Source organism: Massilia sp. Soil_C_3, from assembly GCF_057657035.1.
This window is the reverse complement of record NZ_JBDGJG010000008.1, coordinates 48,264-71,820: the sequence shown is the minus strand read 5'-3', so window position 1 is coordinate 71,820 and position 23,557 is coordinate 48,264. Positions and strand designations below refer to the sequence as shown.

The 23,557-nt window shown below is 65.7% G+C and carries 19 protein-coding genes; 12 read left to right on the top strand and 7 right to left on the bottom strand.

The window, feature by feature from the left end; translation table 11 throughout:
* Positions 1 to 23 precede the first annotated feature (23 nt).
* Entirely contained in the window at positions 24 to 482 is a 459-nt protein-coding gene (locus AC3A6F_RS17490; protein WP_487682921.1) for a SixA phosphatase family protein, read from the bottom strand.
* Positions 454 to 2,616 carry a polyphosphate kinase 1 gene (gene ppk1 / locus AC3A6F_RS17485; protein ID WP_487682919.1) on the bottom strand — a complete coding sequence of 721 codons (2,163 nt, stop codon included), beginning with the start codon at positions 2,614 to 2,616 and terminating at the stop codon, positions 454 to 456. Before ppk1 ends, AC3A6F_RS17490 begins: the two co-directional genes overlap by 29 nt.
* Before the next feature lie 168 nt (positions 2,617 to 2,784).
* Here ppk1 and lepB point away from each other — a divergent pair, with 168 nt between their 5' ends.
* Positions 2,785 to 3,456 (top strand): signal peptidase I, encoded by a 672-nt coding sequence (gene lepB / locus AC3A6F_RS17480; protein ID WP_487682917.1) that lies wholly within the window; start codon positions 2,785 to 2,787, stop codon positions 3,454 to 3,456.
* A gap of 111 nt (positions 3,457 to 3,567) precedes the next feature.
* Positions 3,568 to 4,761 (top strand): multidrug effflux MFS transporter, encoded by a 1,194-nt coding sequence (locus AC3A6F_RS17475; protein WP_487682915.1) that lies wholly within the window; start codon positions 3,568 to 3,570, stop codon positions 4,759 to 4,761.
* 189 nt (positions 4,762 to 4,950) lie between these two features.
* Here AC3A6F_RS17475 and smpB read toward each other — a convergent pair whose 3' ends face one another.
* Positions 4,951 to 5,400 (bottom strand): SsrA-binding protein SmpB, encoded by a 450-nt coding sequence (smpB, locus tag AC3A6F_RS17470; RefSeq protein ID WP_123072330.1) that lies wholly within the window; start codon positions 5,398 to 5,400, stop codon positions 4,951 to 4,953.
* 95 nt (positions 5,401 to 5,495) lie between these two features.
* Here smpB and AC3A6F_RS17465 point away from each other — a divergent pair, with 95 nt between their 5' ends.
* From AC3A6F_RS17465 to AC3A6F_RS17455, 3 genes are all read left to right on the top strand, one after another.
* Positions 5,496 to 5,927 carry a type II toxin-antitoxin system RatA family toxin gene (locus AC3A6F_RS17465; RefSeq protein WP_487682913.1) on the top strand — a complete coding sequence of 144 codons (432 nt, stop codon included), beginning with the start codon at positions 5,496 to 5,498 and terminating at the stop codon, positions 5,925 to 5,927.
* Positions 5,920 to 6,234: an RnfH family protein gene (locus AC3A6F_RS17460; protein ID WP_487682911.1), complete on the top strand. Its 315-nt coding sequence runs from the start codon at positions 5,920 to 5,922 to the stop codon at positions 6,232 to 6,234. The genes AC3A6F_RS17465 and AC3A6F_RS17460 overlap by 8 nt, the downstream gene beginning before the upstream one ends.
* A gap of 259 nt (positions 6,235 to 6,493) precedes the next feature.
* The gene (locus AC3A6F_RS17455; protein WP_487682909.1) at positions 6,494 to 7,639 is read left to right on the top strand and encodes a GGDEF domain-containing protein; all 1,146 of its coding nucleotides are present in this window, start codon (positions 6,494 to 6,496) and stop codon (positions 7,637 to 7,639) included.
* 4 nt (positions 7,640 to 7,643) lie between these two features.
* Here AC3A6F_RS17455 and AC3A6F_RS17450 read toward each other — a convergent pair whose 3' ends face one another.
* Positions 7,644 to 8,144, bottom strand: coding sequence for a DUF4124 domain-containing protein (locus AC3A6F_RS17450; protein WP_487682907.1), 501 nt, complete (start codon positions 8,142 to 8,144; stop codon positions 7,644 to 7,646).
* 150 nt (positions 8,145 to 8,294) lie between these two features.
* Here AC3A6F_RS17450 and guaB point away from each other — a divergent pair, with 150 nt between their 5' ends.
* The 6 genes from guaB (at position 8,295) to AC3A6F_RS17420 (ending at position 17,425) form a co-directional block, all read left to right on the top strand.
* A complete protein-coding gene (gene guaB, locus AC3A6F_RS17445; protein WP_123072325.1) occupies positions 8,295 to 9,755 on the top strand; it encodes an IMP dehydrogenase in 1,461 nt (486 codons plus the stop codon).
* Positions 9,756 to 9,885: 130 nt separating this feature from the next.
* The gene (guaA, locus tag AC3A6F_RS17440) at positions 9,886 to 11,496 is read left to right on the top strand and encodes a glutamine-hydrolyzing GMP synthase (protein WP_137174201.1); all 1,611 of its coding nucleotides are present in this window, start codon (positions 9,886 to 9,888) and stop codon (positions 11,494 to 11,496) included.
* Positions 11,497 to 12,074: 578 nt separating this feature from the next.
* The gene (locus AC3A6F_RS17435; protein ID WP_487682904.1) at positions 12,075 to 12,698 is read left to right on the top strand and encodes a phasin family protein; all 624 of its coding nucleotides are present in this window, start codon (positions 12,075 to 12,077) and stop codon (positions 12,696 to 12,698) included.
* A 59-nt stretch (positions 12,699 to 12,757) separates the two neighbouring features.
* Positions 12,758 to 13,375, top strand: coding sequence for a PAQR family membrane homeostasis protein TrhA (trhA, locus tag AC3A6F_RS17430; protein WP_487683401.1), 618 nt, complete (start codon positions 12,758 to 12,760; stop codon positions 13,373 to 13,375).
* A 68-nt stretch (positions 13,376 to 13,443) separates the two neighbouring features.
* A complete protein-coding gene (locus tag AC3A6F_RS17425; RefSeq protein WP_487682902.1) occupies positions 13,444 to 16,356 on the top strand; it encodes a hybrid sensor histidine kinase/response regulator in 2,913 nt (970 codons plus the stop codon).
* Positions 16,357 to 16,570: 214 nt separating this feature from the next.
* The gene (locus AC3A6F_RS17420; protein WP_487682900.1) at positions 16,571 to 17,425 is read left to right on the top strand and encodes an extracellular catalytic domain type 1 short-chain-length polyhydroxyalkanoate depolymerase; all 855 of its coding nucleotides are present in this window, start codon (positions 16,571 to 16,573) and stop codon (positions 17,423 to 17,425) included.
* A 279-nt stretch (positions 17,426 to 17,704) separates the two neighbouring features.
* On the opposite strand, the gene AC3A6F_RS17415 is transcribed toward AC3A6F_RS17420, so the two are convergent.
* The 3 genes from AC3A6F_RS17415 to AC3A6F_RS17405 all read right to left on the bottom strand — a co-directional run bounded on the left by AC3A6F_RS17415 (position 17,705) and on the right by AC3A6F_RS17405 (position 22,745).
* The gene (locus tag AC3A6F_RS17415) at positions 17,705 to 21,064 is read right to left on the bottom strand and encodes a TonB-dependent receptor (RefSeq protein WP_487682898.1); all 3,360 of its coding nucleotides are present in this window, start codon (positions 21,062 to 21,064) and stop codon (positions 17,705 to 17,707) included.
* A gap of 141 nt (positions 21,065 to 21,205) precedes the next feature.
* Positions 21,206 to 22,177 carry a FecR family protein gene (locus tag AC3A6F_RS17410; RefSeq protein ID WP_487682896.1) on the bottom strand — a complete coding sequence of 324 codons (972 nt, stop codon included), beginning with the start codon at positions 22,175 to 22,177 and terminating at the stop codon, positions 21,206 to 21,208.
* The gene (locus AC3A6F_RS17405) at positions 22,164 to 22,745 is read right to left on the bottom strand and encodes an RNA polymerase sigma factor (protein WP_487682894.1); all 582 of its coding nucleotides are present in this window, start codon (positions 22,743 to 22,745) and stop codon (positions 22,164 to 22,166) included. The genes AC3A6F_RS17410 and AC3A6F_RS17405 overlap by 14 nt, the downstream gene beginning before the upstream one ends.
* Positions 22,746 to 22,990: 245 nt before the next feature.
* Between AC3A6F_RS17405 and AC3A6F_RS17400 the strand changes: the two genes are divergently transcribed.
* Positions 22,991 to 23,548: a beta-galactosidase gene (locus tag AC3A6F_RS17400; RefSeq protein WP_487682892.1), complete on the top strand. Its 558-nt coding sequence runs from the start codon at positions 22,991 to 22,993 to the stop codon at positions 23,546 to 23,548.
* The last annotated feature ends 9 nt before the right edge of the window (positions 23,549 to 23,557 follow it).

Sequence of the window (23,557 nt, the reverse complement as noted above, 5' to 3'; positions counted from 1 at the left end):
GCGAGTGGTGGTTTCGTTCAGCCTTAGCGCAACTTACCAATCACATCGGGCCCCGCCACCAGCCGGATATACGGCACGCCATCGGCCTCCTTGTGCTCGATCCAGAACACGCCCGCCTTGCGGATGCGCCAATCCTGCTTGTCCCCGCACAGCACCATCGACGCGACTTGCCCCAGCAGCGGCTGGTGGCCCACGATCAGCGCCGGCTGGCGGTGCTCGGGCCAGCCGCAGGCCTCGATGATCGCTTCCGCGCTCGATTCGGTGCTCAGCGCCTCGACCACCTCGTAGCGCCGACCCAGCGCCTCGACGGTCTGGATGCAGCGCGCGGCGGGGCTGACCAGGATGCGGCAGGCGGGCGGCAGTTTGCGGTCGAGCCAGGCGCCCATGCGCGCGGCGTGGCGTTGGCCCTTGGGCGTCAGTTCGCGGGCGGAATCCGGTTCGCCCGGCTCGGCCTCAGCGTGGCGCCACAGGATCAGTTCCATTGTCGATCTCCTTGTTGTTCGATTCGTTGTCGAGATTGGCGGCGCCGAGCATGTCCATCAGCACCTGCTGCGCGCTGTACTGCCCCTGTTTGCCGCGCGCCTTGCGGCGACGGTAGCGACCATCGGGCGCCAGTTCCCAGGCATTGACGTTGTCCTTCAGGTAGGGCTGCAGGCCCTCGCGCATCACGCGCCGCTTGAGCGCGGTCGAGCGGATCGGGAATGCCACTTCGACCCGGCGGAACAGGTTGCGGTTCATCCAGTCGGCGCTGCTGAGCACCACGTCGTGCTTCAGGTCGTTGCGGAAGTAGAAGATGCGGGTGTGCTCCAAAAAGCGCCCGACGATCGAGCGCACCTTGATGTTTTCCGACAGGCCTTCCACGCCCGGGCGCAGCGCGCAGGCGCCGCGGATGATGAGGTCGATCCTGACGCCGGCATTCGAGGCGTCGTACAGCGCCTTGATCACCGATTCGTCGGTGAGGGAGTTCATCTTGGCGATGATGCGCCCGGACCGGCCCTGGCGCGCGATCTCGGCTTCCTGGCGGATCGCGCGCACGACTTCCTTCTGCAGCGAGAACGGCGCCAGCCAGATGCTCGAGAGCTGCTTGGGCCGCGTCATGCTGGTGAGGTGGATGAAGACTTCGTTGACGTCCGAGGTCAGGTCCGGGTCGGCCGTCAAGAGCCCCATATCGGTATAGAACTTGGCCGTCGTCGGGTTGTAGTTGCCGGTGCCCAGGTGGGCGTAGCGGCGCAGCCCATTGGGCTCGCGGCGCAGCACCAGGGCCATCTTGGCATGCGTCTTGAGGCCCACCACGCCATACACCACCTGGGCGCCGGCCTGCTCGAGTTTCTCGGCCCAGTTGATGTTGGCCTCTTCGTCGAAGCGCGCCATCAGTTCGACGATGACGGTGACTTCCTTGCCGCGCCGCGCGGCCTCGATCAGGCCTTCGACCAGTTCCGAATTGCTGCCGGCGCGGTAGATGGTCTGCTTGATCGCCACCACGTTCGGGTCGGCCGCCGCGCAGGCGATGAAGTTGATCACAGGCTGGAACGACTCGAACGGGTGGTGCAGCAGCGCGTCGTGCTTGCGCAAGGTGGCGAACAGGTCGGGGCCGGACAGCTTGCCGGCATAGCCGGAGACAAACGGCGGGAATTTCAACTCCGCCTGGTCGTTGGCGTTGACGATCTCCAGCAGGCGGCCGAGGTTGACCGGGCCGTCGACCTTGAACAGGCGGCTGCGGTCGATCTGGAACTGGTTGAGCAAGAAGTCCGACAGGTGCTCGGGGCAGGAGCGGCCGACCTCGAGGCGCACGGCGAAGCCATACTGGCGGCCATGCAGTTCGCTCTGCAGCGCCTGGCGCAGGTTCTTGACTTCTTCTTCGTCGACCCACAGGTCGCTGTTGCGGGTGACGCGGAACTGCGAGTACGAGACCACTTCGCGCCCGGTGAACAGGTCGGCCATATGGGCCTGGATCACCGACGACAGCATGCAGTAGGAAGCGCCTTTCTTGTCCGAGAGTTCGTCCGGCAGCCGGATCACGCGCGGCAGCACGCGCGGCGCCTTCATGATGGCGATGCCCGAGCCGCGCCCGAACGCATCCTTGCCGGCGAGTTCCACGATGAAGTTCAAGCTCTTGTTGATCACGCGCGGGAAGGGGTGGGCCGGGTCGAGCCCGATCGGCGTGAGCAGCGGACGCACTTCGTGGTCGAAATACTGCTTGACCCAGGCGCGCTGGGCGGCGTTGCGCTCGCTGCGGTGCAGCAGGTGGATGCCGTGCTCGGACAACTGCGGCAGGATCTCGGTGTTGAACAGGCTGTACTGGCGTGCGATCAGGTGGCGGCATTCGCCGCTGGCGCGTTCCAGGCTGGCCGTCAGGCCGTCGGGCAGGGCGCCGCTTTCGCGGTCCATCTGGTACTGGGCCAGCAGGCTGGCCACCCGCACTTCGAAGAATTCATCCAGGTTGCTCGCCACGATGCACAAGAAGCGCAGGCGTTCGAGCAGGGGAACCGACGGGTCTTCGGCCTGGGCCAGCACGCGGCGGTTGAATTCGAGCAGCGACAGCTCGCGGTTCAGGTAAGCGCCGCCGTCGGAAAATTGTTTGAGCTCAGCCTCGATGGCCTTTTTCTTCATATCCATATTCTGCGGTCGTAGTCGTCCCGCAGGCAGTGTAGATGTCAAATATGACAGCCCGGTGACACTTGCGCACGCCATGTCCCGCTGCCGCCCGCTCAGGCTTAACGAACTGCTAAGCCTTGTTGCAAATACGACGGCTATGCTTGGCGCTCATTCACCGAGGAGTCGTCCATGAAAAACTTCGTCCGCGCCAACAAGGGCTTCCTGATGTTCGTGCTGTTGTTCGGCGTGTTTCGCAGCGCGGTGGCCGACTGGAGCCCGATTCCGAGCGGCTCGATGCGTCCCAATCTGCTGGAGGGCGACGTGGTGCTGATCAACCGCATGGCCTTCGACCTCAAGATACCACTGACTGAGCTCAGCGTGGCGCACTTGGGCGAGCCGGCGCGCGGCGACATGGTCGTGTTTCTTTCGCCGCAAGACGACACGCGCCTGATCAAGCGCGTGCTGGCGCTACCGGGCGACCTGGTCGAGATGCGGGGCGACCGTCTGATCGTCAATGGCGAAGGCGGCAGCTATGCGGTGCTGGGCGAGGTGCGCGAGCGCAGCCGCGGCATCGAGGTCGGGGCCATCCGCCTGGAAGAGCAGGTGGCCGGCACGCGCCAGCGCATCCAGGTCTTGCCGGGCGTGCCGGCGCCGCGCAGCTTTGAGCCGCTACGGATCCCGGCCGGCCAGTACCTGATGTTGGGCGACAACCGCAACGACAGCGCCGATTCGCGCGTGATCGGCCTGGTGCCGCGCGAAAAACTGATCGGCCGCGCCGAGCGCATCCTGGTGTCGGCCGCCTACCAGGAAAACTGGATGCCGCGCCTGGACCGTTTCGGCATGTCGCTGCGCGCGCCATAGCGTGCCGGGCGGTGAGGATCGGTGAAGATTGACGGGATCGAAATAGCGTACAATCGCGTCCCCCCAATGCCGCATCCTGCGGTGTTGGCAATGATCCCGAAAGCGTAGTACATGCAAAAGCTTCTCACCGTCATCCTCGCCTGCCTCGGCATGATCGGCGCCCTGGCCATCGACACCTATCTGCCGTCGATGCCGGCGATCGGCGTCGAATTCGGGGTCGGCCCGGTGGCCGTGCAGCAGACCCTGAGCGTGTTCCTGTTCACGTTCGCCTTCATGATGCTGTTCTACGGCACGCTCTCCGATTCCTTCGGCCGCCGCCCCGTGATCCTGGCCGCGCTGTCGGTCTACACGCTGGCCTCGATCGGCGCGGCCTGGGCGCCCAGCTTCGGCTGGCTGCTGGTATTCCGCGCGCTGCAGGGCCTGTCGGCCGGCGCCGGCTCGGTGATCGGCCAGGCCATCGTGCAGGACCGTTTTTCGGGCGCGCAGGCCCAGCGTATGATGTCGCACATCATGATGGTGTTCGGCCTGGCGCCGGCCATTGCCCCGATCCTGGGCGGTTGGCTGCACGTGACCTTCGGCTGGCGCTCGTCCTTCGTGTTCCTGGCCGTATTCGGCGCGGCGATGATCCTGATGGTCATGAAGCTGCTGCCGGAAAGCCTGCCGGTCGAGAAGCGCCAGGCCTTCCACCCCGGCACCATCGGCCGCAACTACCTGATGGTGCTGCGCAACCCGCAATTCGTATTCCTGGCGCTGTCGGTGGGCCTGGCCTTCAGCGGCCTGTCGCTCTACATCGGTTCGGCCTCGAACTTCGTGATGGAGATCCTGGGCCTGCCCGAGACAGCGTTCGCGTGGATGTTCATCCCGCTGGTGGGCGGCATGGTGGTGGGTTCGGCCTGGGGCGGCAAGCGCGCCCACAGCTCGACGCCTGGCGGCATGATGTGGACCGGTTACGCCGTGATGACGCTGGGCGTGGTGCTCAACGTCGGTTATCACGGGCTGTTTCCGGCCAGCGTGCCATGGTCGGTGCTGCCGCTGTTCGTGTACACCTTCGGCCTGGCGGTGGCGATGCCGGCGGTGCAGCTGACCGCGATGGGCCTGTTCCCGCGCAACCGCGGCTTGGCCTCGTCGATGGTCGGCTTCATCCAGATGATGTCGTTCGCGCTGGTGTCGGGCCTGGTGGCGCCGCTGCTGTTCGACAGCGCGCTGAAACTGGCGCTGGGCGTGGCGGGCGGCCTGCTGCTCAGCTTCGGCGCCTGGCGCCTGTCGGTGCGCAGCGCGGTGGCGCCGAAGGTGCAGGAAGCCTGAGGCGTGCGCACGCCGTCAACGTTATAGCCACCAACGTCGCTCCCGCGAAGGCGGGAGCCCAAGTTATTCAATAAGCCCGCTACGTCGAATGGTGTGCGGCGGCGTGCGAACTTGGGCTCCCGCCTTCGCGGGAGCGACGTGGTAGGTGCGGGAGCGACGTCGTAGACGCGCGAGCCGCGTCATTGCTTGTCAGCGCCGGTTGGTCTTCATCGCCTGGTTGACTTCGCGCTTGGCGTCGCGGTCTTTCTCGGTTGCGCGCTTGTCGTGCTGCTTCTTGCCCTTGGCCAGGCCGATCTCGCACTTCACGCGGCCTTTCTTCATGTGCAGGTTGAGCGGCACCAGCGTGAAGCCGGCGCGCTCGACCTTGCCAATGAGCTTGTCGATTTCGGCCCGGTGCAACAGGAGTTTGCGCGAACGCAGCGCCTCCGGGTGGCTGAAGGTGGAAGTCGTCGTCAACGCACTGACGTGCGCGCCGAACAGGTAGAGCTCGTTATTGCGAACGAGCACATAGGCTTCCTTGATCTGCACCCGCCCTTCGCGGATGGCTTTTACTTCCCAACCCTCCAGCACCAGACCCGCTTCGTAGCGGTCTTCGATGAAGTAGTCAAAAAAGGCTTTTTTATTGTCAGCGATGCTCATGAAAAGGCGAAAATTCGCGTGTCGGTTAAACTACTGCCATTGCGCCAACGAATGGCGCATGCAACTTGACCAACATCATAACAAACGGTTGACCAATGGCAGTAGTGCACAAATCAGTTTTCCTTGGCTATAGCGCAGAACAGATGTTTGACCTGGTTGCCAAGGTCGAGGATTATCCCAAGTTCCTGCCCTGGTGTGCAGGCGTCAAGGTTGTCGAGCGGACCGACGACAAGCTGGTCGCCAGCCTGCAGATCAATTTTCACGGCGTGAAACAGAGCTTCACGACATCGAACCACAACCAGCGCCCGAGCCAGATGAAGATGCACCTGGTAGACGGTCCTTTCAAGATGCTGGAGGCGACGTGGAGTTTCAAGGCCCTGCGTGAAGATGCCTGCAAGATCGACTTCGACATGCAGTACGAGTTCTCGAGCGTCATCCTGGCCCAGATCGTCGGCCCCGTGTTCGGCATGATCGCCAACAGCATGGTCGACTCGTTCTGCAAGCGCGCCGAGGCGGTGTATGGCTGAGATGCTGGGCATTTCGGTGTGCTATGCCAGCGACAAGGTCGAATGGCTGCACCCGATGCAGGTGACGGCGGGTACGACCATCGGCGAGGCGATCGAGCGCAGCGGCGTGCTTGAAGCGTTCCCGGAAATCAACCTGACGACACAGCCGGTGGGCATCTACGCCAAGAAAAAAACGCTCGACACGGTGCTGCGCGAGCGTGACCGCATCGAAATCTACCGGCCGCTCGTGGCCGACCCCAAGGAGTCGCGCCGCAAGCGCGCGGCCAAGAAGGAGAGCGTGGTAGGCGCCGGCGACGGCGCCGCCTAGCCTGGCGCCGTCGGCGGGGGACCTTATTTCTTGCGCAACTGCAACAATCGGATAGATTCCACGGAGTTTCTTGGTATCATGGCGTCTCCCATGAGGCCGGGGCGCGCGCACCGCATATGGCGGGTGCGCATCGTGTTCCCGTTCACGTGACGCCACGCCGCCAGCGTGTCGCCGCCTTCCCATGCCGGCGCTCGTCGCCTGCCGCACTTCCACTTGCCGTACTGCCGCTCCGATGTTGAATGCCCTGAGTTTGTTATTGGTGACCACCGCCTTGTCGGGTGTCATGCTGCTGGTCCTGTCCTCGCTCGCCAAGAGCGAGGTGGCAGGCATCCGCGAATGGCGGCAGGCAAACCTGCTGGCGGTGGTGGCCTTGCTGCTGTTCGCGGCGCGTGGAGTGGCCCCCGATGTCCTGAGCATCGAGCTGGCCAATGCGCTGTACCTTGGCACGATCACGCTGATCTTTGCCGGCTTCCGGCGTTTTCTCGGGCTGCCCGTGCCATGGCGCCTCCTGGCGGCCGGCGCGCTGGTTGCCATATGCGGCATCGTGTTCTTCCACCACGTGGTGGAGTCGGCGGCGCTGCGCATCGTGTCGGTATCGCTCTACCACGGCGCCGTCTGCTTCGCGATCGGGATCACCCTGCGCTCGCCGGGCGAGCCGCGGTTGCGCTATTCGTTCACCTTTACCCGTTGCGCCGCCCTGGTGCTGGGCGTGGGCCACGCCTGGCGCGCCAGCTTCTATGTGATCGACTTCTACCAGCCGTATTCGCTGCTCGAAGGAAGCACCTACAACCTGGCGTTCATCGCGATCGGCACCCTGGCGTTGCCGGCATTGACGCTGGGCGCGGTGATGATGGCCAATGCGCGCCTGATCGCCGCCAGCGCGCACGCCGCCGACCATGATCACCTGACCGGGGCCGCCTCGCGCCGCGCCTTCTTCGCCTTCGCCGAGCGCGAGCTGGCGCGCGCCGAGCGCCGCGGCAGCAAGCTCGGCCTGCTGTTGGTGGACGCCGATCACTTCAAGCGCATCAACGACACCCACGGCCACGGCGTCGGCGACCTGGTGCTGCGCGACCTCGTCGAGCGCACCCAGCAGGCGATCCGCAAGATCGATTACTGCGCCCGCCTGGGCGGCGAGGAGTTCGCGGTGCTGCTGCCCGACGCCGACGACCGCACGGTGATTTCGGTGGCCCAGCGCCTGCGCGCCGCGCTCGAACGCGCGCCCCAGGTGAGGGCGGGGGCGGCCGGCGTGTCATATACGGTCAGCATCGGCGTGGCCATGCTGCAGCCGGGCGAAGGCATCACGAGCCTGATGGCGCGCGCCGATACGGCCCTGTATGCGGCCAAGGCGGGCGGGCGCAACCGCGTGGAAGCCGCGCCCGAGCCAGCGGCCGAGCCGGCCGCTTAGCGGCTCAGCGGCACTCCTGCAGAGCGCGCCTGACCTGATCGCCGCGCGCGGCTTTTTCTTCGTCGCTCATATAGGTTTTTTGGCCATCGGGTCCGATCCGCGCGACGCGGATGCCCGAGTCGAGACTGGCCTTCGTCTCGCGGGCCGCCGCGCAATGTTCGGCCAGGCGCTTGCGGCGCTCGGCTTCTTCCTGGCTTTTCTGTTCCTGTTCCGCGCGCGCCTTGGTGCGCTCGCGGAAGGCGGCTTCCTGCTCGGCCAGGGTGGGCGGCCTGGCGGCGTCCTTGTTCTCGGCCGGCGTCTCGGCGGTCGTTGCCGCAGAGGTCGCCGGTTCCATTGCGGGGCGGCCGGGCGCCTTGATGATCTTGCCGGCCGGCGTGCCCGGCGGCGGCGGGCGGTCCGAATACTGGCGCGTGCCGTTGGGGCCGATCCAGACGTACTGGGCGTGGGCGGCGGTGGCGGCGAGGCAGAGCAGGGCGCCGAGGATGTGTCTGGAAAAAAGAGGCATGAAATGGTTCCCGAATGATCGCGTCGATTTCGCCATGTCCTGGCTCTGCTGTCAATTGCCGGGCGCACCGAGCAAAAGAAATTTTGGCCTCCCCGGCGACGGAAATTGAGAGTTTCTGTATAATTTGCTTTTGCGCCTATAGGAAATACTATGCGTCTCCTCCAAAAAGCACTCACCTTCGATGACGTGCTGCTCGTCCCCGCTTACTCCAACATTCTTCCGGCTGCAACTTCGCTGCGCACCAAGCTGACGCGTAATATTTCGCTGAACATTCCGCTGCTGTCGGCGGCGATGGACACCGTGACCGAAGCGAATCTCGCGATCGCGATGGCGCAAGAGGGCGGCATCGGCATCATCCACAAGAACCTGCGCCCGGCCGACCAGGCGCGTGAAGTCGCGCGGGTGAAGCGTTTCGAGGCCGGCGTGCTGCGCGATCCGATCACGATCCCGCCGACCATGAAGATCCGTGAAGTGCTGGCGCTCTCGCAGCAGCACGGCATCAGCGGCTTCCCGGTGGTCGAAGGCAGCCAGGTGGTGGGCATCATCACCAACCGCGACCTGCGTTTCGAGGAAGACCTGGAGGCCGAAGCGCGCGCCAAGATGACGCCGCGCGACAAGCTGGTGACCGTGAAAGAGGACGCGGACACGGCTGAAGCCAAACGCCTGATGAACAAGCACCGCCTGGAGCGCGTGCTGGTGGTCAACGACGAGTTCGAGCTGCGCGGCCTGATCACCGTGAAGGACATCCAGAAGTCGCACGAGCACCCGCTGGCCTCGAAGGATTCGCAGGGCAAGCTGCTGGTCGGCGCCGCCACCGGCGTGGGCCCGCGCGACGAGGAACGCATCGAGCTGCTGGTCGCCGCCGGCGTGGACGTGCTGGTGGTCGACACCGCCCACGGCCACTCGCAGGGCATCCTGGACCGCGTGAAATGGATCAAGGAGCGCTTCCCGCACGTGGACGTCATCGGCGGCAACATCGCCACCGCCGCCGCCGCGCTGGCGCTGGTGGAAGCGGGCGCCGATGCGGTCAAGGTCGGCATCGGCCCCGGCTCGATCTGCACCACCCGTATCGTCGCCGGCGTCGGCGTGCCGCAGATCACCGCGATCTCCAATGTGGCCAAGGCACTGGAAGGCACCGGCGTGCCGTGCATCGCCGACGGCGGCATCCGCTTCTCGGGCGACATCTCGAAAGCGCTGGCAGCCGGCGCCCACACGGTCATGATGGGTTCGATGTTCGCCGGCACCGAAGAAGCGCCGGGCGAAGTGATCCTGTACCAGGGCCGCAGCTACAAATCCTACCGCGGCATGGGCAGCCTGGGCGCGATGGCCGACGGCTCGGCCGACCGCTACTTCCAGGAAGCTTCGAGCAAGGCCGACAAGTTCGTCCCGGAAGGCATCGAAGGCCGCGTCGCCTACAAGGGCAGCGTGCTGGCGATCATCTTCCAGCTGATCGGCGGCGTGCGCCAGTCGATGGGCTACTGCGGCTGCGCCACCATCGAAGAGCTGCGCGAGAAGGCGGAGTTCGTCGAGATCACCTCGGCCGGCATGCGCGAATCGCATGTGCACGATGTGCAGATCACCAAGGAAGCGCCGAACTACCGTTCGGAGTAAGCGCCTTTCGACGGGTAGGGTTGGCGGCTATGCCGCCGACGCGTAACGCCCGCACTGTGTTGGCACCCTTCGCTGGGCCGGAAAATGATCTCCGGCCCACACCGAATTCCCCCCTAAATTGACGCATCCCATGCATTCCAAAATCCTCATCCTCGATTTCGGCTCCCAGGTTACCCAGCTGATCGCGCGCCGCGTGCGCGACGCCGGCGTGTTCTCCGAAGTCTTCCCCTATGACGTCAGCGACGAGTTCGTCCGCGAATACGGCGCTTCGGGCATCATCCTGTCGGGCAGCCACAACTCGACGCTCGAAGGCGATTCTCCGCGCGCGCCACAGGCGGTGTTCGAAGCCGGCGTGCCGGTGCTGGGCATCTGCTACGGCATGCAGACCATGGCGGCCCAGCTGGGCGGCAAGGTCGAGAACGGCCTGAAGCGCGAATTCGGCTACGCCGAAGTGCGCGCCCGCAATCACACCGCGCTGCTGAACGGCATCAACGACTTCGTGACCGACGAAGGCCATGGCATGCTGAAGGTCTGGATGAGCCACGGCGACAAGGTCCTGGACATGCCGCAAGGCTTCAAGCTGATGGGTTCGACCGACAGCTGCCCGATCGCCGCAATGGCCGACGAAGAGCGCCGCTTCTATGCGCTGCAATTCCACCCGGAAGTCACGCACACGACCCAGGGCGAAGCCATCATCGGCCGCTTCGTGCACGAGATCTGCGGCTGCAAGTCGGACTGGAACATGCCGGATTACATCGGCGAAGCCGTCGCCAAGATCCGCGAACAGGTCGGCACCGACGAAGTGATCCTGGGCCTGTCGGGCGGCGTCGATTCGAGCGTGGCCGCCGCGCTGATCCACCGCGCGATCGGCGACCAGCTGACCTGCGTGTTCGTCGACCACGGCCTGCTGCGCAAGGATGAAGGCAAGATGGTTATGGACATGTTCTCAAAGAACCTGGGCGTGAAAGTCGTGCGTATCGATGCCGAGGCGCAGTTCATGGGCCACCTGGCCGGCGTGACCGATCCGGAGCAGAAGCGCAAGATCATCGGCCGCGAGTTCGTCGAGGTGTTCCAGGTCGAAGCGGGCAAGCTGACCAACGCCAAGTGGCTGGCGCAAGGCACGATCTATCCGGACGTGATCGAATCGGCCGGCAAGGGTAAAAAGGGCCAGACCATCAAGAGCCACCACAATGTGGGCGGGCTGCCTGAGACCCTGAACCTGAAACTGCTCGAGCCGCTGCGCGAGCTGTTCAAGGACGAGGTGCGCAAGCTGGGTGTCGCGCTGGGGCTGCCGCATGACATGGTGTATCGTCATCCGTTCCCTGGTCCTGGCTTGGGTGTGCGTATCCTCGGTGAAGTCAAGAAAGAGTATGCCGACCTGCTGCGCGAAGCGGATGCGATCTTCATCGAAGAGCTGCGTAATACGCCGTTTGAAGTGCCGCAGGTGCCGGGCATCGATGCTGGCAAGGCGCCGGTGAACTGGTATGAGGCGACCAGCCAGGCGTTTGCGGTGTTCTTGCCGGTGAAGTCGGTCGGCGTGATGGGCGATGGCCGTACTTATGAATATGTGGTTGCGCTGCGCGCGGTGCAGACGCTGGACTTCATGACAGCGCAGTGGGCGCATCTGCCGCACTCGCTGCTGGGCAAGGTGAGCAATCGCATTATCAACGAGGTGCGCGGCTTGAATCGGGTCGTGTATGACATTTCGGGCAAGCCGCCGGCGACGATCGAGTGGGAGTGAGGTTTTCTTAGGGAAACTCTACTTTTGAGGGTACAAAGGCTCGCTTCGGCGAGCCTTTTTAGTACTGCAACCGGCCAACTTGCGTGGCGTGATGTCGCTGGCCGACCCGATTCATTCGCCGATGGCGCCCCGGCCGAGCACCACTACAGCGGCGGATCCGGTGGAGGACCGATGACGCTCCCGGGGGGCGGCGATGGCGCTTGCGCAGTGGGGTGAGCGGCACGAGGGATCACGCTCGATCGTGCGCGCATGCCGTCGGCACACCTCGCGACGATCCGTGTGGCAGTCGGTGACCTGCGCCCGCTGGCGTCAGCCTCAGCCAGTGTTGACCGGATGGGCGGATGCGCAGTCAAGCGCTGTACATTCAATGAGTTGCCGCTTTTCACTGCGCGAAAATAAAAGCGCGAACCAAGCGCATAGGCATGGAAAAGAGCGCATAGTGTAAAAGCCATTCGCGACCTGCGCGGTCGTGCACGACCAGTCTGCCTCTCGCGCAGCCGTTCGCGCCAGACATGTCAATGCATTGTGTCCGGCGTCCTGCAATCCGATGCATCCACGTTGTCGTCAAAAAGTACCCCATGAATCCCTATCCGCAATCCGTCAATCCCGCCATCCGCGCGCAGCTCGACGCCCAGATCGCATTCTTCAACGAGCTGTCGGGCACCATGTCACGCTCCCTCCAGCAGGTCTTCGCGCTGAATATGCAGACGGGCCAGGCCCTGATCGAGGACGCTTCCAGTACCGCCCAGCGCATGCTGAGCGCTGAACGCCCGACCGACGCGTTGTCGGCGGCGGCGTCGCATCCCCAGCCCGTCACCGACAAGCTGCGTGCCTACCAGGAGCAGCTGTCACAGCTTGCTGCAAGCATCCAGGCCGACCTGGCCCGCGTGACCGAACAGCACGTGCAGCAGACGTCCCGCACCGCCCGCGCAATGTCCGAGGACGCGGCGCGCGGCACGGCCGACGGCACGGAAAAGAGCGTGCGCAGCCAAGCGGACGCCGTCCCGCATCCGCAGGATGGGTTCAAGCAGGAAGCCCAGCCCGGCGCGTCGGCCGGCGCCGGCGGGCACGCAGGAGCGCAGGTTGGCGCCGACAGCGCTGCCGGCAAACCCGCTGGGCAGTCCGGCCCGGCTAACGTGCCCGACAACATGAAAGGCGCCGCCGCCCGCGAAGGCGGCAAGGCGCAAGTGACGGCGCGCTGACGTGGCGCGGCCCGCCTGCCCGGTGCCGCCGCGACACCGCCGTGCCGGCAGCGCTCCCCGTGTATCCCGGTGAGCGCTTCAACAGTATTACCCATATCGTCGGCGCGGCGCTGGCCGCGGTGGGCGGGGTGTGCCTGCTCGCCGCGTCCTGGTCCAGCGGCGACGGGTGGAGGATCGTCAGCAGCGGCGTGTATGCCGCCGCGCTGTTTCACCTCTACCTGGCATCGAGCCTGTACCACAGCGCGCGCGGCCCCGCCAAGCAAGTGCTGCGCAAGATGGACCACTGCGCCATCTACCTCCTCATTGCCGGCACCTATACGCCTTTTACCCTCGTGACGCTGCGCGCAACGTGGGGCTGGCCGATGTTCGGCGCCGTGTGGGCGCTCGCGGTGTTCGGGCTCATCCAGGAAATCTGGTACGCCAGGGGCGCGCGCGTCCTCTCGCTCGTCATTTACGTCGTCATGGGCTGGCTCGCCGTGATCGGCGCCAAGCCGTTGGTCAGCGCCCTCGGCTGGCCGGGATTCGCCTGGCTGGTATCCGGCGGCGTGTGCTACACGCTGGGCATCGCATTCTACGCCACGGACCACAAGGTGCGGCATGGCCACGGCATATGGCATCTGTTCGTCCTTGCCGGCAGCGCTTGCCACTACGTCGCCATCCTGTGCTACGTCGCCTGACTCCCTCGCGCACGTTGCGCCAACGACCACCGACCGCGCCGCCATTCGCGCGCACCACCAGGAACGCCATGCATCCCGACTTCCAGGCGCTGTTCGCAGCCTCTCCCTATCCCTACCTGCTGGTCGACACCGGCTGCACCATCATTGGCGCGAACAGGGCATACCTGCAGGCCGCCGGCCAGTGCCTTGATGCGCTGATGGGAAAGCACATCTTCGACGCGTTCCCGGCCAATCCCGGTGACCCGGCCTCGACCAATCTCAAGGAGGTGCGCATGGCGATCGCGCGCGCCGTCGAAACGGGCGAGCCGCAGACCAGTCCGCTGCTGCGCTATGCGGTCCCGCGCGCAACGCCTGACGGCACCGTGTTCGACGTACGCTATTGGAGCGCCATCCACACGCCGGTGCGCGACGCGACCGGCGTGGTGGCGTTCGTGGCGCAGAACGCGATCGACGTCACCGACCTTTACCAGTTCGACGAGGTGGCCGGACGCTATTACTTGAGACAGGACGCCGATGCCGTGGCCGACATGTCCCTGGCCGACCGCCCGCAGATGCACGAGGCCCTGATGCGCATCCTTAGTCCGGAGCGGCGCCGGCTCCAGGCGATGTTCGACCAGGCCCCCGGTTCCATGGCGATTTTGAGTGGGCCCGGCCACGTTTTCGACATGGTCAACGAAGCCTATTACGCACTGGTGGGGCGCCGCGACCTGATCGGCAAGCCGGCATCGACGGCGTTGCCTGAGCTGGCGGGGCAGGGCATGCACGAACTGCTCGACAGGGCATTCGAGAGCGGCGAGCGCATCGTGCTGCATGAGCACCACGTACAGCTGCGACGCGCATCCGGCGGCCAGCTCGAGAGCCGCTACGTCGACCTGCTGTACCAGCCGATCGTCGGCCGGGACGGGCACGCGACCGGCATCTTCGCGCAGGCGAACGACGTCACGGACGCGTGCATGGCCAGGCGCGACCTGTTCGACAAGGTGCGGCAGCTCGAGGCGGCGAAATCGCATCAGGCGTTCCAGTTGCGCTTTGCCGACCGCATCCGCAGGCTGGAGGATGCCGGCAGCATCGGCGCGGCCGTGTGCGAGATGCTGGGCGCCAGGCTGGACGCCGAACGGGTTTGGTATGCCGACATCGACGAGGCGTCGTCCAGCGCCGTGCTCCGGTGTCGCTGGACCGCACCGGCCTTGACCAGCCTGGGCGCTGCCAGCGTCGCGCTCGCGGATATCGGCGAGGCGGCGCTGGCCACGCTGCGTGGCGGCCGGCAGTTCGCCGGCCAGCGTGTCGTGCGCGAGGATGGCGGCGTGCGCGCCGAGCTGATGGTTCCCTATCTCAGGGACGGAGAACTCAAGGCCGTGCTGGCGATCCAGGGCGCCGCAGCGCGCACCTGGCACGATGACGAATTCGCTCTCGTGGCCGAGGCGGCCAGCCGCGCCTGGCCGGAGCTCGAAGCCGCCCGCGCGCGCCGCGAGCTGCAGACCGAGCGCGATCAGAGCAAGTATATTTTCGACGCCATGGTCGAGGGATTCGCCGTCCTCGACCGGGATTGGACGATCCTGCGCATGAACGCCGAGGGATTGCGGCTGGCCCAGCGCAATTCCGCGGAAGTCGTCGGACGTAGCCATTGGGAAGTCTGGCCCGAGCTCAGGCATACCGATGCGGAACGCGCCTACCGGCGCGTCATGGAAACCGGCGAGACGGAAACCGTCGAGCTGTTCCACAACCTGCCGGACGGGAGCCGTGCATGGATGGAGATTCGTACCCACCGTTCCCTAGAGGGCGGCATTGCGTTTTTCTTCCACGACATCACCGAGCGCAAGGCGGCGCAGGAACAGCTCGCTATTGCCGACCGGCGCAAGGATGAGTTCCTGGCCATGCTCGCACATGAATTGCGCAATCCCCTGGCGCCGATCGGCGCTGCGGCCGAGCTGCTGCAGGCAGGGCGCGTCGACGAATCGTGCGTGCGCCGCACCAGCGAGATCATCGGCCGCCAGGTGCGGCATCTGAGCAGCCTGGTGGACGACCTGCTCGACGTCTCGCGCGTGACGCGCGGACAGGTAGAGCTGGACATGGAGCCTCTGGACATGCGCCAGGTCGCCGACGACGCGATCGAGCAGACGGCGCCGCTGCTGAGCGCGCGCCGCCACCACCTGGCCCTGACGCTGCCCCCGCATGCGCCATGCGTGATGGGGGACCGTAAACGCCTGGTGCAGGTGCTGGCCAACCTGTTGAACAACGCCGCCAAATACACGCCCGAGGGCGGGCATGTCGCCCTGGCGATCGACGTCGACCCGTCATACGTGGTCCTGCGCGTCGAAGACAATGGCATCGGCATGGCGCCGGAGTTGGTAGAGCGCGCATTCGAACTGTTCACGCAGGCCGAGCGTCCGTCGGACCGGTCGCTCGGCGGCCTCGGACTCGGCCTGGCGCTCGTCAGGAGCCTGGTGACCCTGCACGATGGCACCGTCCGCTGCACCAGCGCGGGAATGGGGAAGGGGAGCGCGTTTGTTGTCAGCCTGCCGCGCCGCAGCGCCAGAGGCTCCGTTTCCGGTCCGTCCGCGAACGGCGGTGAAGCGCTTGCTCCTGCGCAGCGGACGTTGCGGATCATGGTCGTCGACGACAACGTGGATGCGGCGGCGATGCTGGCCATGCTGCTGGAGTCGCACGGGCACACGCTGGCGGTCGAACATGATGCGCGCGGCGCGCTCGCACGCAGCGATGGCTTCGCCCCCGACGTGTTCCTGCTCGATATCGGCCTGCCCGATATCAGCGGCACGGAACTGGCCCGGCGGCTGCGCGCCGCGCCGCGTACCTGCCGCGCGATGCTTGTCGCCATTACCGGCTACGGTCAGGAACGCGACCGCCGGGAAACCCTCGCTGCCGGTTTCGATCACCACCTGGTCAAGCCGGTCGACATGCGCCAGTTGTTCGCGCTCCTGGCCGGCATTCGCCTGTCCGACGACGGCCAGTCCCGAGCCTGACGGATGAGGATGACGGCAGCAGGCGCGGCGGCCGGCGACGATGACGATGTCGGCGCCCGATTTGTTCTTGCATTTGACCAAGCCGCGAAAATAGAGTTGTGGACATCCGGCGTGACGCCTCGAAAAGGCGCATAGTGGTAAGCATCCGGTCGGTCATCTGACCGCGCCGCCAACAATTATAAAAGGAGACTTTTTCCACCGAAGGAGTCACGCAATGTACAGTCACGTCATGGAGGACTGGTTCTCCTGGACCAACAAGGCGGCGCACGCCGCTACCGCCACCTCCCCGTTCCACGCTCCGCCCCTCGCCCCGCAGGCGCATGGATTCCTGTCGGGTCGCCTGCAAGCGAACGGCAAAACCATCGGTTATCGCTTGTTCGTCCCCGTCGATCGTGGGGACGAACCGCGGGCGTTGGTCGTCATGCTGCATGGCTGCGGCCAGAATGCCACCGATTTCGCGCTCGGCACCGGGATGAACGAACTGGCCGAGGAGGCCGGCTTCCTGGTGCTGTATCCCGAACAGTCGCGATTCGCGAACTGGAACGCCTGCTGGAACTGGTTCGAGGCTGCCAACCAGGAGCGCGGCCAAGGGGAACCGGCGCTGGTTGCGGACCTGACCAGGCAGATCATCGATGACTACGCCGTGGACCGGCGCCGAGTCGCGATTGCGGGCCTGTCGGCTGGCGCCGCGATGGCGCTTATCGTGGGACGCAGCTATCCGGACATCTTCAGCGCGATCGGCTGCCATTCCGGCGTACCACATGGCAGCGCGACGAGCGGTATCGGCGCGATGACGACCATGCGCCATGGCGGCGCTGTCCCGGCCTGCGCCGGCGCGCCATGCCCGACCAGCGTTCCCCTGATCGTGTTCCACGGGGAGGACGACGCCACCGTTCACCAAAGCAATGGCGACGATATCGTACGCCAGTCGATCCAGAGCTACCTGTCGGCCAGACCGTCGGGCTGCCGGAATGTCATGAATGTGAAGGAAACAGGCCAGGAGCGGGGCCGTGACTTCACGCGCTCGGTGCACACGGGCGACTCCGGCACGGTCGTGGTCGAGCACTAGCTCGTGCACGGAACGGGCCATGCCTGGTCCGGTGGCGATCAGCGCGCAGCCAACACGGATGCGAACGGTCCGGACGCCAGCCGGGAGATGTTGCGGTTCTTCGGTGAAGGCCATGTCCTGTGACCTTGCCGCGAGAGGACACGGTGTGTTTGTCGGATCGCGGTCGGCAATTGACACCGCACGCGATTTGGAGCTTGTGAAATACGTCAGGCGGGGTTGCGCTTGCCATTGACGCGACTGTTGCCGGTGCACGGATCGGCGCCGGCGCGCGCAGGCAGTCTAGAATTTGTAGCCCAGGCTCACGAAGTAGCGCCGGCCCGACCAGCTGTATTCGACGGGCCTGGCCACCGCGCCGGCCGAGGTCAGCGTCACCTCGTCGGTCAGGTTCTTGGCCTCGAACGACATGGTCATGCGGTGGTTGAAGCGGTACTGGATCTTCGCATCGAGAAACCCGGTGGGTTCGGCGAACACCGGGTTGCCCAGGCTGGTGTCGTTCATCCCGGTGTAATAGCCGGCGCGGTAGTTGTAGGCCAGGCGTGCGTTGATCCGGCCCCTGTCGTACCAGAGGCTCAGGTCGTAGGCGGTCTTCGACATCCCGGGGAAGGGCAGTTGCCTGCCGTCGAGCGGGTTGATCATCTCGGCGCCGGCCGCGTACGCGTACGTCATGCGCGTGCAGGAGGCGTCGACGCCCAGGCCGCCCAGCACGCCGGGCAGGAAGTTCAGGGCCATGCGGCCGGCCAGCTCGATCCCGGATGTGGTCGCACCGTCCTGGTTGACGGTGGTCGTGACGTCGAGCGCCTGGCCGGCGCCCTGCAGGTCCTGGCGCACGCTGACATTGCCGAGGACGGAGTTGCGGATGTCCTTGCGAAAATAAGCGGCGCTCAGTTGCGTACTGCGGTTCGGGTACCATTCCAGTGACAGGTCCTGGTTCATGGCGCGATACGGTTGCAGGTCCGGATTGCCGCCCGAGCAGTTATCGTGGCCGTCGCCACCGAACTGCGGCAGGCCGCTGCCCAGCGTGCAGGTCAGGTTCGGGTTCAGGCTCTCCAGGCTTGGCCTGGCCATCACCTTGCCGAGGCCGACGCGCAGCGCCAGGGCATCGGGCCGCAACCAGGCCACGGCATTGAAGCTGGGCAGGACATCGTGATAGGCGTTGTTCGTGCTGACCGATGACGTGGCGACCTGGCGGTCATCGAAGCTGGCGCTGCCCGGCGAGCGCTCGACGCGCACGAACAGGCGCTGGCGCCCGGACGTGTTCACGCGCGTACGGGCGTAGCGCAACCCGACGTTCCCTTCGACAGCGATGCCGAACAGCGCATGGGCGAAATCGAGACGCATATACGATGCGAGGATGCGTTCCTCCACCCGGTAGGCGGGAATCTGCGCATGGACTGCGCCGTCGCTGCCCGGGGCCTGCCGCAGCAGGTCATGCGTGAAGTTCGCGGTGTCGAAGAAGGGCAGGGCAGCGCCGTAGTCGGGCGCCATCCAGGCGCCCGGAAAGCCGCTCAGCCCCGTGCCCTGCAGGAAGGCCGGACTGCCGCGCCGGATCGCCTCCACCAGTTGCAGCATCTGCTGCGCGGAGACCCAGGTTTCCCTGTCGTTGGCATGGATGAACGGCTGGACCGTGGGCGGCCGCAGCGACGTGGTCGGATTGAGCGGATCGTGGTTCCAGGTGTAGCGCACGTTCGGCGACATGACGCTGCGGTCGTCGGCGGTGCTGGCCAGGTTGCTGCCGCCATCGGTGACATGACCGCCGTCGGCGTAGCGCAGCTGGCTCGCCTTGCGGCCCTGGATGCCGACTGAAAGCTTGTGAAGGACAGCGTGTCCGGTGCGGTAACGCAGGTCCAGCTTGGCCTGGTTCTCCCGGCTGTTCATTTCAACTGGCAGGTAACTGAGCTGGGCCTGCGTGTACGAGGCCGGATCCTCCGGGTTCCGGTTCGCGGGAAACGTAAAATGCGGGAACCCGCCGGCGTCGAGCGTGACTGTCGTGCCGGGCGCCGGCATGGTCAGGCCCACGAAGTTGCTGTCATTGCTGTAGCTGGCGCGTGAGCGCACGAGCATGCCTTCGGCGTCCCAGCGCCCCAGGCGGGCATTGAAGCCGGCCGAGCGGTACGCGGTGTCGACGCGCTGCTCGAAGTTGCGCGCCTGGGTGCTGAACGCGTTCGAGCCTCCGCGCCCCGGGACCGACAGGCAGTCGCCCACCACGAATTGCGTTACCTGGTGGTTGGTGACGACGACGCCGGGCGGCGTGCCGCCGGTGGCCGGCGTGACGCACGATCCGCCCGTCGGTACGCCGCTCGCGTCATAGTTCGCCGGCGTGCCTGCGGCGGCCAGGCGGTCGGCGCTGGAAAAGTCGACGCCGTAGTTGCGGTCGTTGAACAGGGAATCCTGGTGAAAGCGATGCAACGATGCCCAGGCATTCATCGTCGTGCTCAAGGCAAGTTGGGCGGTAAATTCGCCGGTGGCGCGGGCGTGGTCGCGGGTCAGGATGCCGTAGCGGGGCATGGACGGGCTGTAGTCGTACCATTGGCGCGCGCACTGCACGGCGCCGGCGCCACCGAGCGCGGCGCAGCCGGCTGCCGTGGCGACCGCCGCCGCCACTGGATTGGGGGAAACGACCGTCTTTTCCGGCGACAGGTCCCAGTCGCGCAGCAACCGCCAGCTCGTGTTGCGCACGCGGTCGGCCTGCGTCAAGACCTTGTCATGGACCATATTGGCCATCAGGCCGAGCCGGCCGTCGAGGAAGCGCTCCGCGATCAGGAGGCTGGTGCGCGGCTGGGCGCCACCGCGCAGCGAGTTGCGCTCGGCCGAGGCGTTGGCCACCAGGGTCAATTGCCTGAAGTCGAGCGGCCGGTTGGTGCGGATGACCACCGTGCCGCCCAGGCCGCCCTCGCTCATGTCGGCGGTGACACCCTTGATGACATCGATGGATTTGATCAGCTCGGACGGCAATTCGCGCAGATCCGCCGCCCGCGTGCCGCTTTCGGTCGACAGCAGCGACATGCCGTTGATCTCGACCCGGTTGAGGTCCGGTTGCACGCCCCGGATCGAGATCTGGTTGCCTTCGCCGAAATCGGTCGAGATCTGGACCCCCGCGATGCGCGACAGGGCTTCGCCGACGTTCTTGTCAGGGAACTGACCGACATCTTCGGCTGCGATTGCATCGAGGACCGTCGGCGCGCCTTTCTTGCGTTCGATGGCCGACATCGCCGAGTGCCGCGTGCCCGCGATCGTCACGATCGTCGGCGGGGCGGCCACGCCAGCCGATGGCGGCCCGTTCCCGGGCCTCGGAGGTGACCGCATCGGCGCACGCCCCCCGGCCGTGATGAAGACAGCGCCGTCCGCGCTGATCCTGAAAGCGAGCCCGGTGCCCGCCAGCAGCCGGGTCAGCGCCGCGTCGATGGCGTGGCTGCCGCGCACCGCATTGGTGTCGATGCCGGCAACGGCGTCGCCGGCGGCCAGCACATTGACCCGGGCCTGCGTGGCGAATGCGGCAATGGCATGCGCGGCCGGGCCGGCCGCGATATCGAAGGACTGTCGCGCATGCTGCGATGGCGATGGCGATTGTGGCGGTTGCGCCAGCGCAGCGGCCCCGACCCCGAACAGGATCGCTATCCCGCTGCAATGACGGAATGGCATTGCATGTCTCCCAACTGTGAACATCGTACCCGGTGCTATCGTGCACCTTGGGGCCTCGGGCCGGTGTACCGGCTGTTTGCGCTAGTGTCTCACGCGCCAGGCCAGATGTTGCTCAATTGACTGACTTTATTGCATTGCCCGCTAGTCGGCGCTCGCCTTGCCGATCATGATGGCGTGCGCGCTGACCACCACCGGCACGTCCAGGAAGCTGCCGACGTCGCGGGCGAAGCGCTCGGGGGCATCGATCCGGTATTGCCCGACCAGCGTTGTCTGTCTGAGGCGAGGATCGCCAATGACGATCCGGCGCTTGCTGTAGCGGTTGAAGTCGGCCACCGCATCGCCGAGCGTCCGGTTCTGGAATACCAGCTGGCCCTGGCGCCAGGCCAGCCTGCGCTCGATGTCCAGGGGGGAGCGCCCGACGACGATGCCCGATGCGCGGTTGGCGACGAAGGCGTGCTCCCCGGCGCGCAGCACGCGCGTGCCGGCGGTGCCTGCCTGGCTCCAGACTTCGACCGTGCCTTCGGTGACTGAAATATCGCTCCCGTGGTCATGCCGGCGCACCGCGAATGCCGTGCCGACCGCGCGCACCCGGACGTCGGCTGCGACCACGACGAAGGGCCTGGATGCATCCCTGGCGACCTCGAACCAGGCTTCTCCCTGCTTGAGCTCGATGTTGCGCGCCTCGCGACCCAGCCTGACCTCGACCCGGCTGGCGCTGTTCAGGCTGACGACCGAGCTGTCGGCCAGCGGCACTTTGCGGAACTCGCCTTGCGCAGTCGTCAGGACGGTGCTGTCGTCGGACGCCGGCAGCAGCGCGCCGCCCGCCACGATCGCGACGCCGGCTGCGAGTGCGCCATAGGTGAGGAAGGCTCGCCGCGGGCGCGGGGGTGGCGCCGGCCAGCCGGCCGCCGGGTGTGCGCGGCCAGGCCGCAGTGTTTCTTGCACGATGGCCTGGTCCAGCGCCTTGTCGATCGCGGCGGCGCGCAGATACGCGCCCTGGTGGCGGATGTCGGCCGCATACCAGGCGTCGAACGCGGCGCGTTCGGTCTCGCCCAGCGCCCGGTCCGCCTTGCGCACCACCCAGTGCAGCGCTTGTTGGTCAATGCTTGGCATGTGCCGTCTTCCCCGGTCGTCTGGCCTTGCGTGCGCTGACCGGTGCGTCCTCCTGTGCACCGATGCGCGCGATCATGTCCGAAATGAGTTCCATGCCCTTCATTGTTTCTTGCTCAACAATACCTTCAGTGATATTCAGCGACTGCGCCGTCTCGCGCTGGGACATGCCATGGATGCGTCGGGCGCGGAACACGTCCCTGCAGCGGTCCGGCAGCCTGGCGATCAGGCCGATCACCCATTTGAGTTCAGCGCGCGCCATGGCGATACGTTCGGGAGAGGGCGCCCCGTCTTCGATATCGAGGTCGCCGATGTTGGCCATCGCATCGATGCGCACGATCGCGTCGCGCCGCAGGCGGTCGGTGACGATGTTCTTCGCCATGCGCACCAGGAACGCACGCGGCTCGCGCACATGGTCGAGACTGGGCAGCACCAGGACCTTGTAATACACCTCCTGCACCACATCGTCGACTTCCGCCGGGCCGCTGCAGACCCGGCGCAGCATCACCCGAAGCTCGGCCTCGAAGGGCAGGAAATTCGTGGTGACCCACTCGACGACATCGGTATCCATGCGCTGACTCATTTGCTGTGCTTACCTGATTGACGGACGATTGGCCAGTTTCCTACAGATCCGTGCAATTTATTGTTCATCCGCGTGAGTGTTTCCATGCCGTCCCCCTGAATCAATCAGATTGTTGAGCATTGGGCGCCATCTGCACAAAACCGCTAGGAAATTCGATTGGCATGCGTCTAAGAAATAAGGAAGGGAGTGGCACAACTCCCGCGCATCCGCATTTAACCTGGAGACATAATTACATGATACGTACAAGCTTGACCGGCATGATCGCTGCACTGGGCCTTGCCACCTGCCTTTGCGCAGCCGCCCAGGAAGCGCCGCACCTGAAGAAACAGGGCACGGCCACCCAGCTGATCGTCGGCGGCAAACCCCTGCTGATCCTCGGTGGCGAACTCGGCAACTCCACTTCGTCCGACCTCAAGTATCTCAAGACCCACTGGCCCACGCTCAAGACCATCGGCCTGAACACCGTAATCGCCACGGTCGAATGGGGCCAGGTCGAGCCGCAGGAGGGCGTCTACGATTTCGCGCCGGTCGAAGGCCTGATCCGGCAAGCCGAGGCCAATGGCATGAAACTGGTCTTGCTGTGGCTGGCCGCGTGGAAGAACTCGACCTCGAGCTACGCCCCGGCCTATATCAAGCGCGACTACACGACCTACTCGAAGGCCCAGGACGACAAGGGTGTGGCCCAGGACATCCTCAGCCCCTACGATCCGGATACCCTCAAGGCTGACGCGCGTGCTTTCGGCGCCCTGATGGGCCACCTGAAAGGTTCGACAAACGGCACACCGTCGTGATGGTGCAGG

Excerpts from the sequence above, each read along its gene's own strand:
- AC3A6F_RS17490 (WP_487682921.1), bottom strand. The coding sequence starts at position 482 with ATGGAACTGATCCTGTGGCGCCACGCTGAGGCCGAGCCGGGCGAACCG.
- ppk1 (WP_487682919.1), bottom strand. The coding sequence starts at position 2,616 with ATGGATATGAAGAAAAAGGCCATCGAGGCTGAGCTCAAACAATTTTCC.
- lepB (WP_487682917.1), top strand. The coding sequence starts at position 2,785 with ATGAAAAACTTCGTCCGCGCCAACAAGGGCTTCCTGATGTTCGTGCTG.
- AC3A6F_RS17475 (WP_487682915.1), top strand. The coding sequence starts at position 3,568 with ATGCAAAAGCTTCTCACCGTCATCCTCGCCTGCCTCGGCATGATCGGC.
- smpB (WP_123072330.1), bottom strand. The coding sequence starts at position 5,400 with ATGAGCATCGCTGACAATAAAAAAGCCTTTTTTGACTACTTCATCGAA.
- AC3A6F_RS17465 (WP_487682913.1), top strand. The coding sequence starts at position 5,496 with ATGGCAGTAGTGCACAAATCAGTTTTCCTTGGCTATAGCGCAGAACAG.
- AC3A6F_RS17460 (WP_487682911.1), top strand. The coding sequence starts at position 5,920 with ATGGCTGAGATGCTGGGCATTTCGGTGTGCTATGCCAGCGACAAGGTC.
- AC3A6F_RS17450 (WP_487682907.1), bottom strand. The coding sequence starts at position 8,144 with ATGCCTCTTTTTTCCAGACACATCCTCGGCGCCCTGCTCTGCCTCGCC.
- guaB (WP_123072325.1), top strand. The coding sequence starts at position 8,295 with ATGCGTCTCCTCCAAAAAGCACTCACCTTCGATGACGTGCTGCTCGTC.
- guaA (WP_137174201.1), top strand. The coding sequence starts at position 9,886 with ATGCATTCCAAAATCCTCATCCTCGATTTCGGCTCCCAGGTTACCCAG.
- AC3A6F_RS17435 (WP_487682904.1), top strand. The coding sequence starts at position 12,075 with ATGAATCCCTATCCGCAATCCGTCAATCCCGCCATCCGCGCGCAGCTC.
- AC3A6F_RS17425 (WP_487682902.1), top strand. The coding sequence starts at position 13,444 with ATGCATCCCGACTTCCAGGCGCTGTTCGCAGCCTCTCCCTATCCCTAC.
- AC3A6F_RS17420 (WP_487682900.1), top strand. The coding sequence starts at position 16,571 with ATGTACAGTCACGTCATGGAGGACTGGTTCTCCTGGACCAACAAGGCG.
- AC3A6F_RS17415 (WP_487682898.1), bottom strand. The coding sequence starts at position 21,064 with ATGCCATTCCGTCATTGCAGCGGGATAGCGATCCTGTTCGGGGTCGGG.
- AC3A6F_RS17410 (WP_487682896.1), bottom strand. The coding sequence starts at position 22,177 with ATGCCAAGCATTGACCAACAAGCGCTGCACTGGGTGGTGCGCAAGGCG.
- AC3A6F_RS17405 (WP_487682894.1), bottom strand. The coding sequence starts at position 22,745 with ATGGATACCGATGTCGTCGAGTGGGTCACCACGAATTTCCTGCCCTTC.
- AC3A6F_RS17400 (WP_487682892.1), top strand. The coding sequence starts at position 22,991 with ATGATACGTACAAGCTTGACCGGCATGATCGCTGCACTGGGCCTTGCC.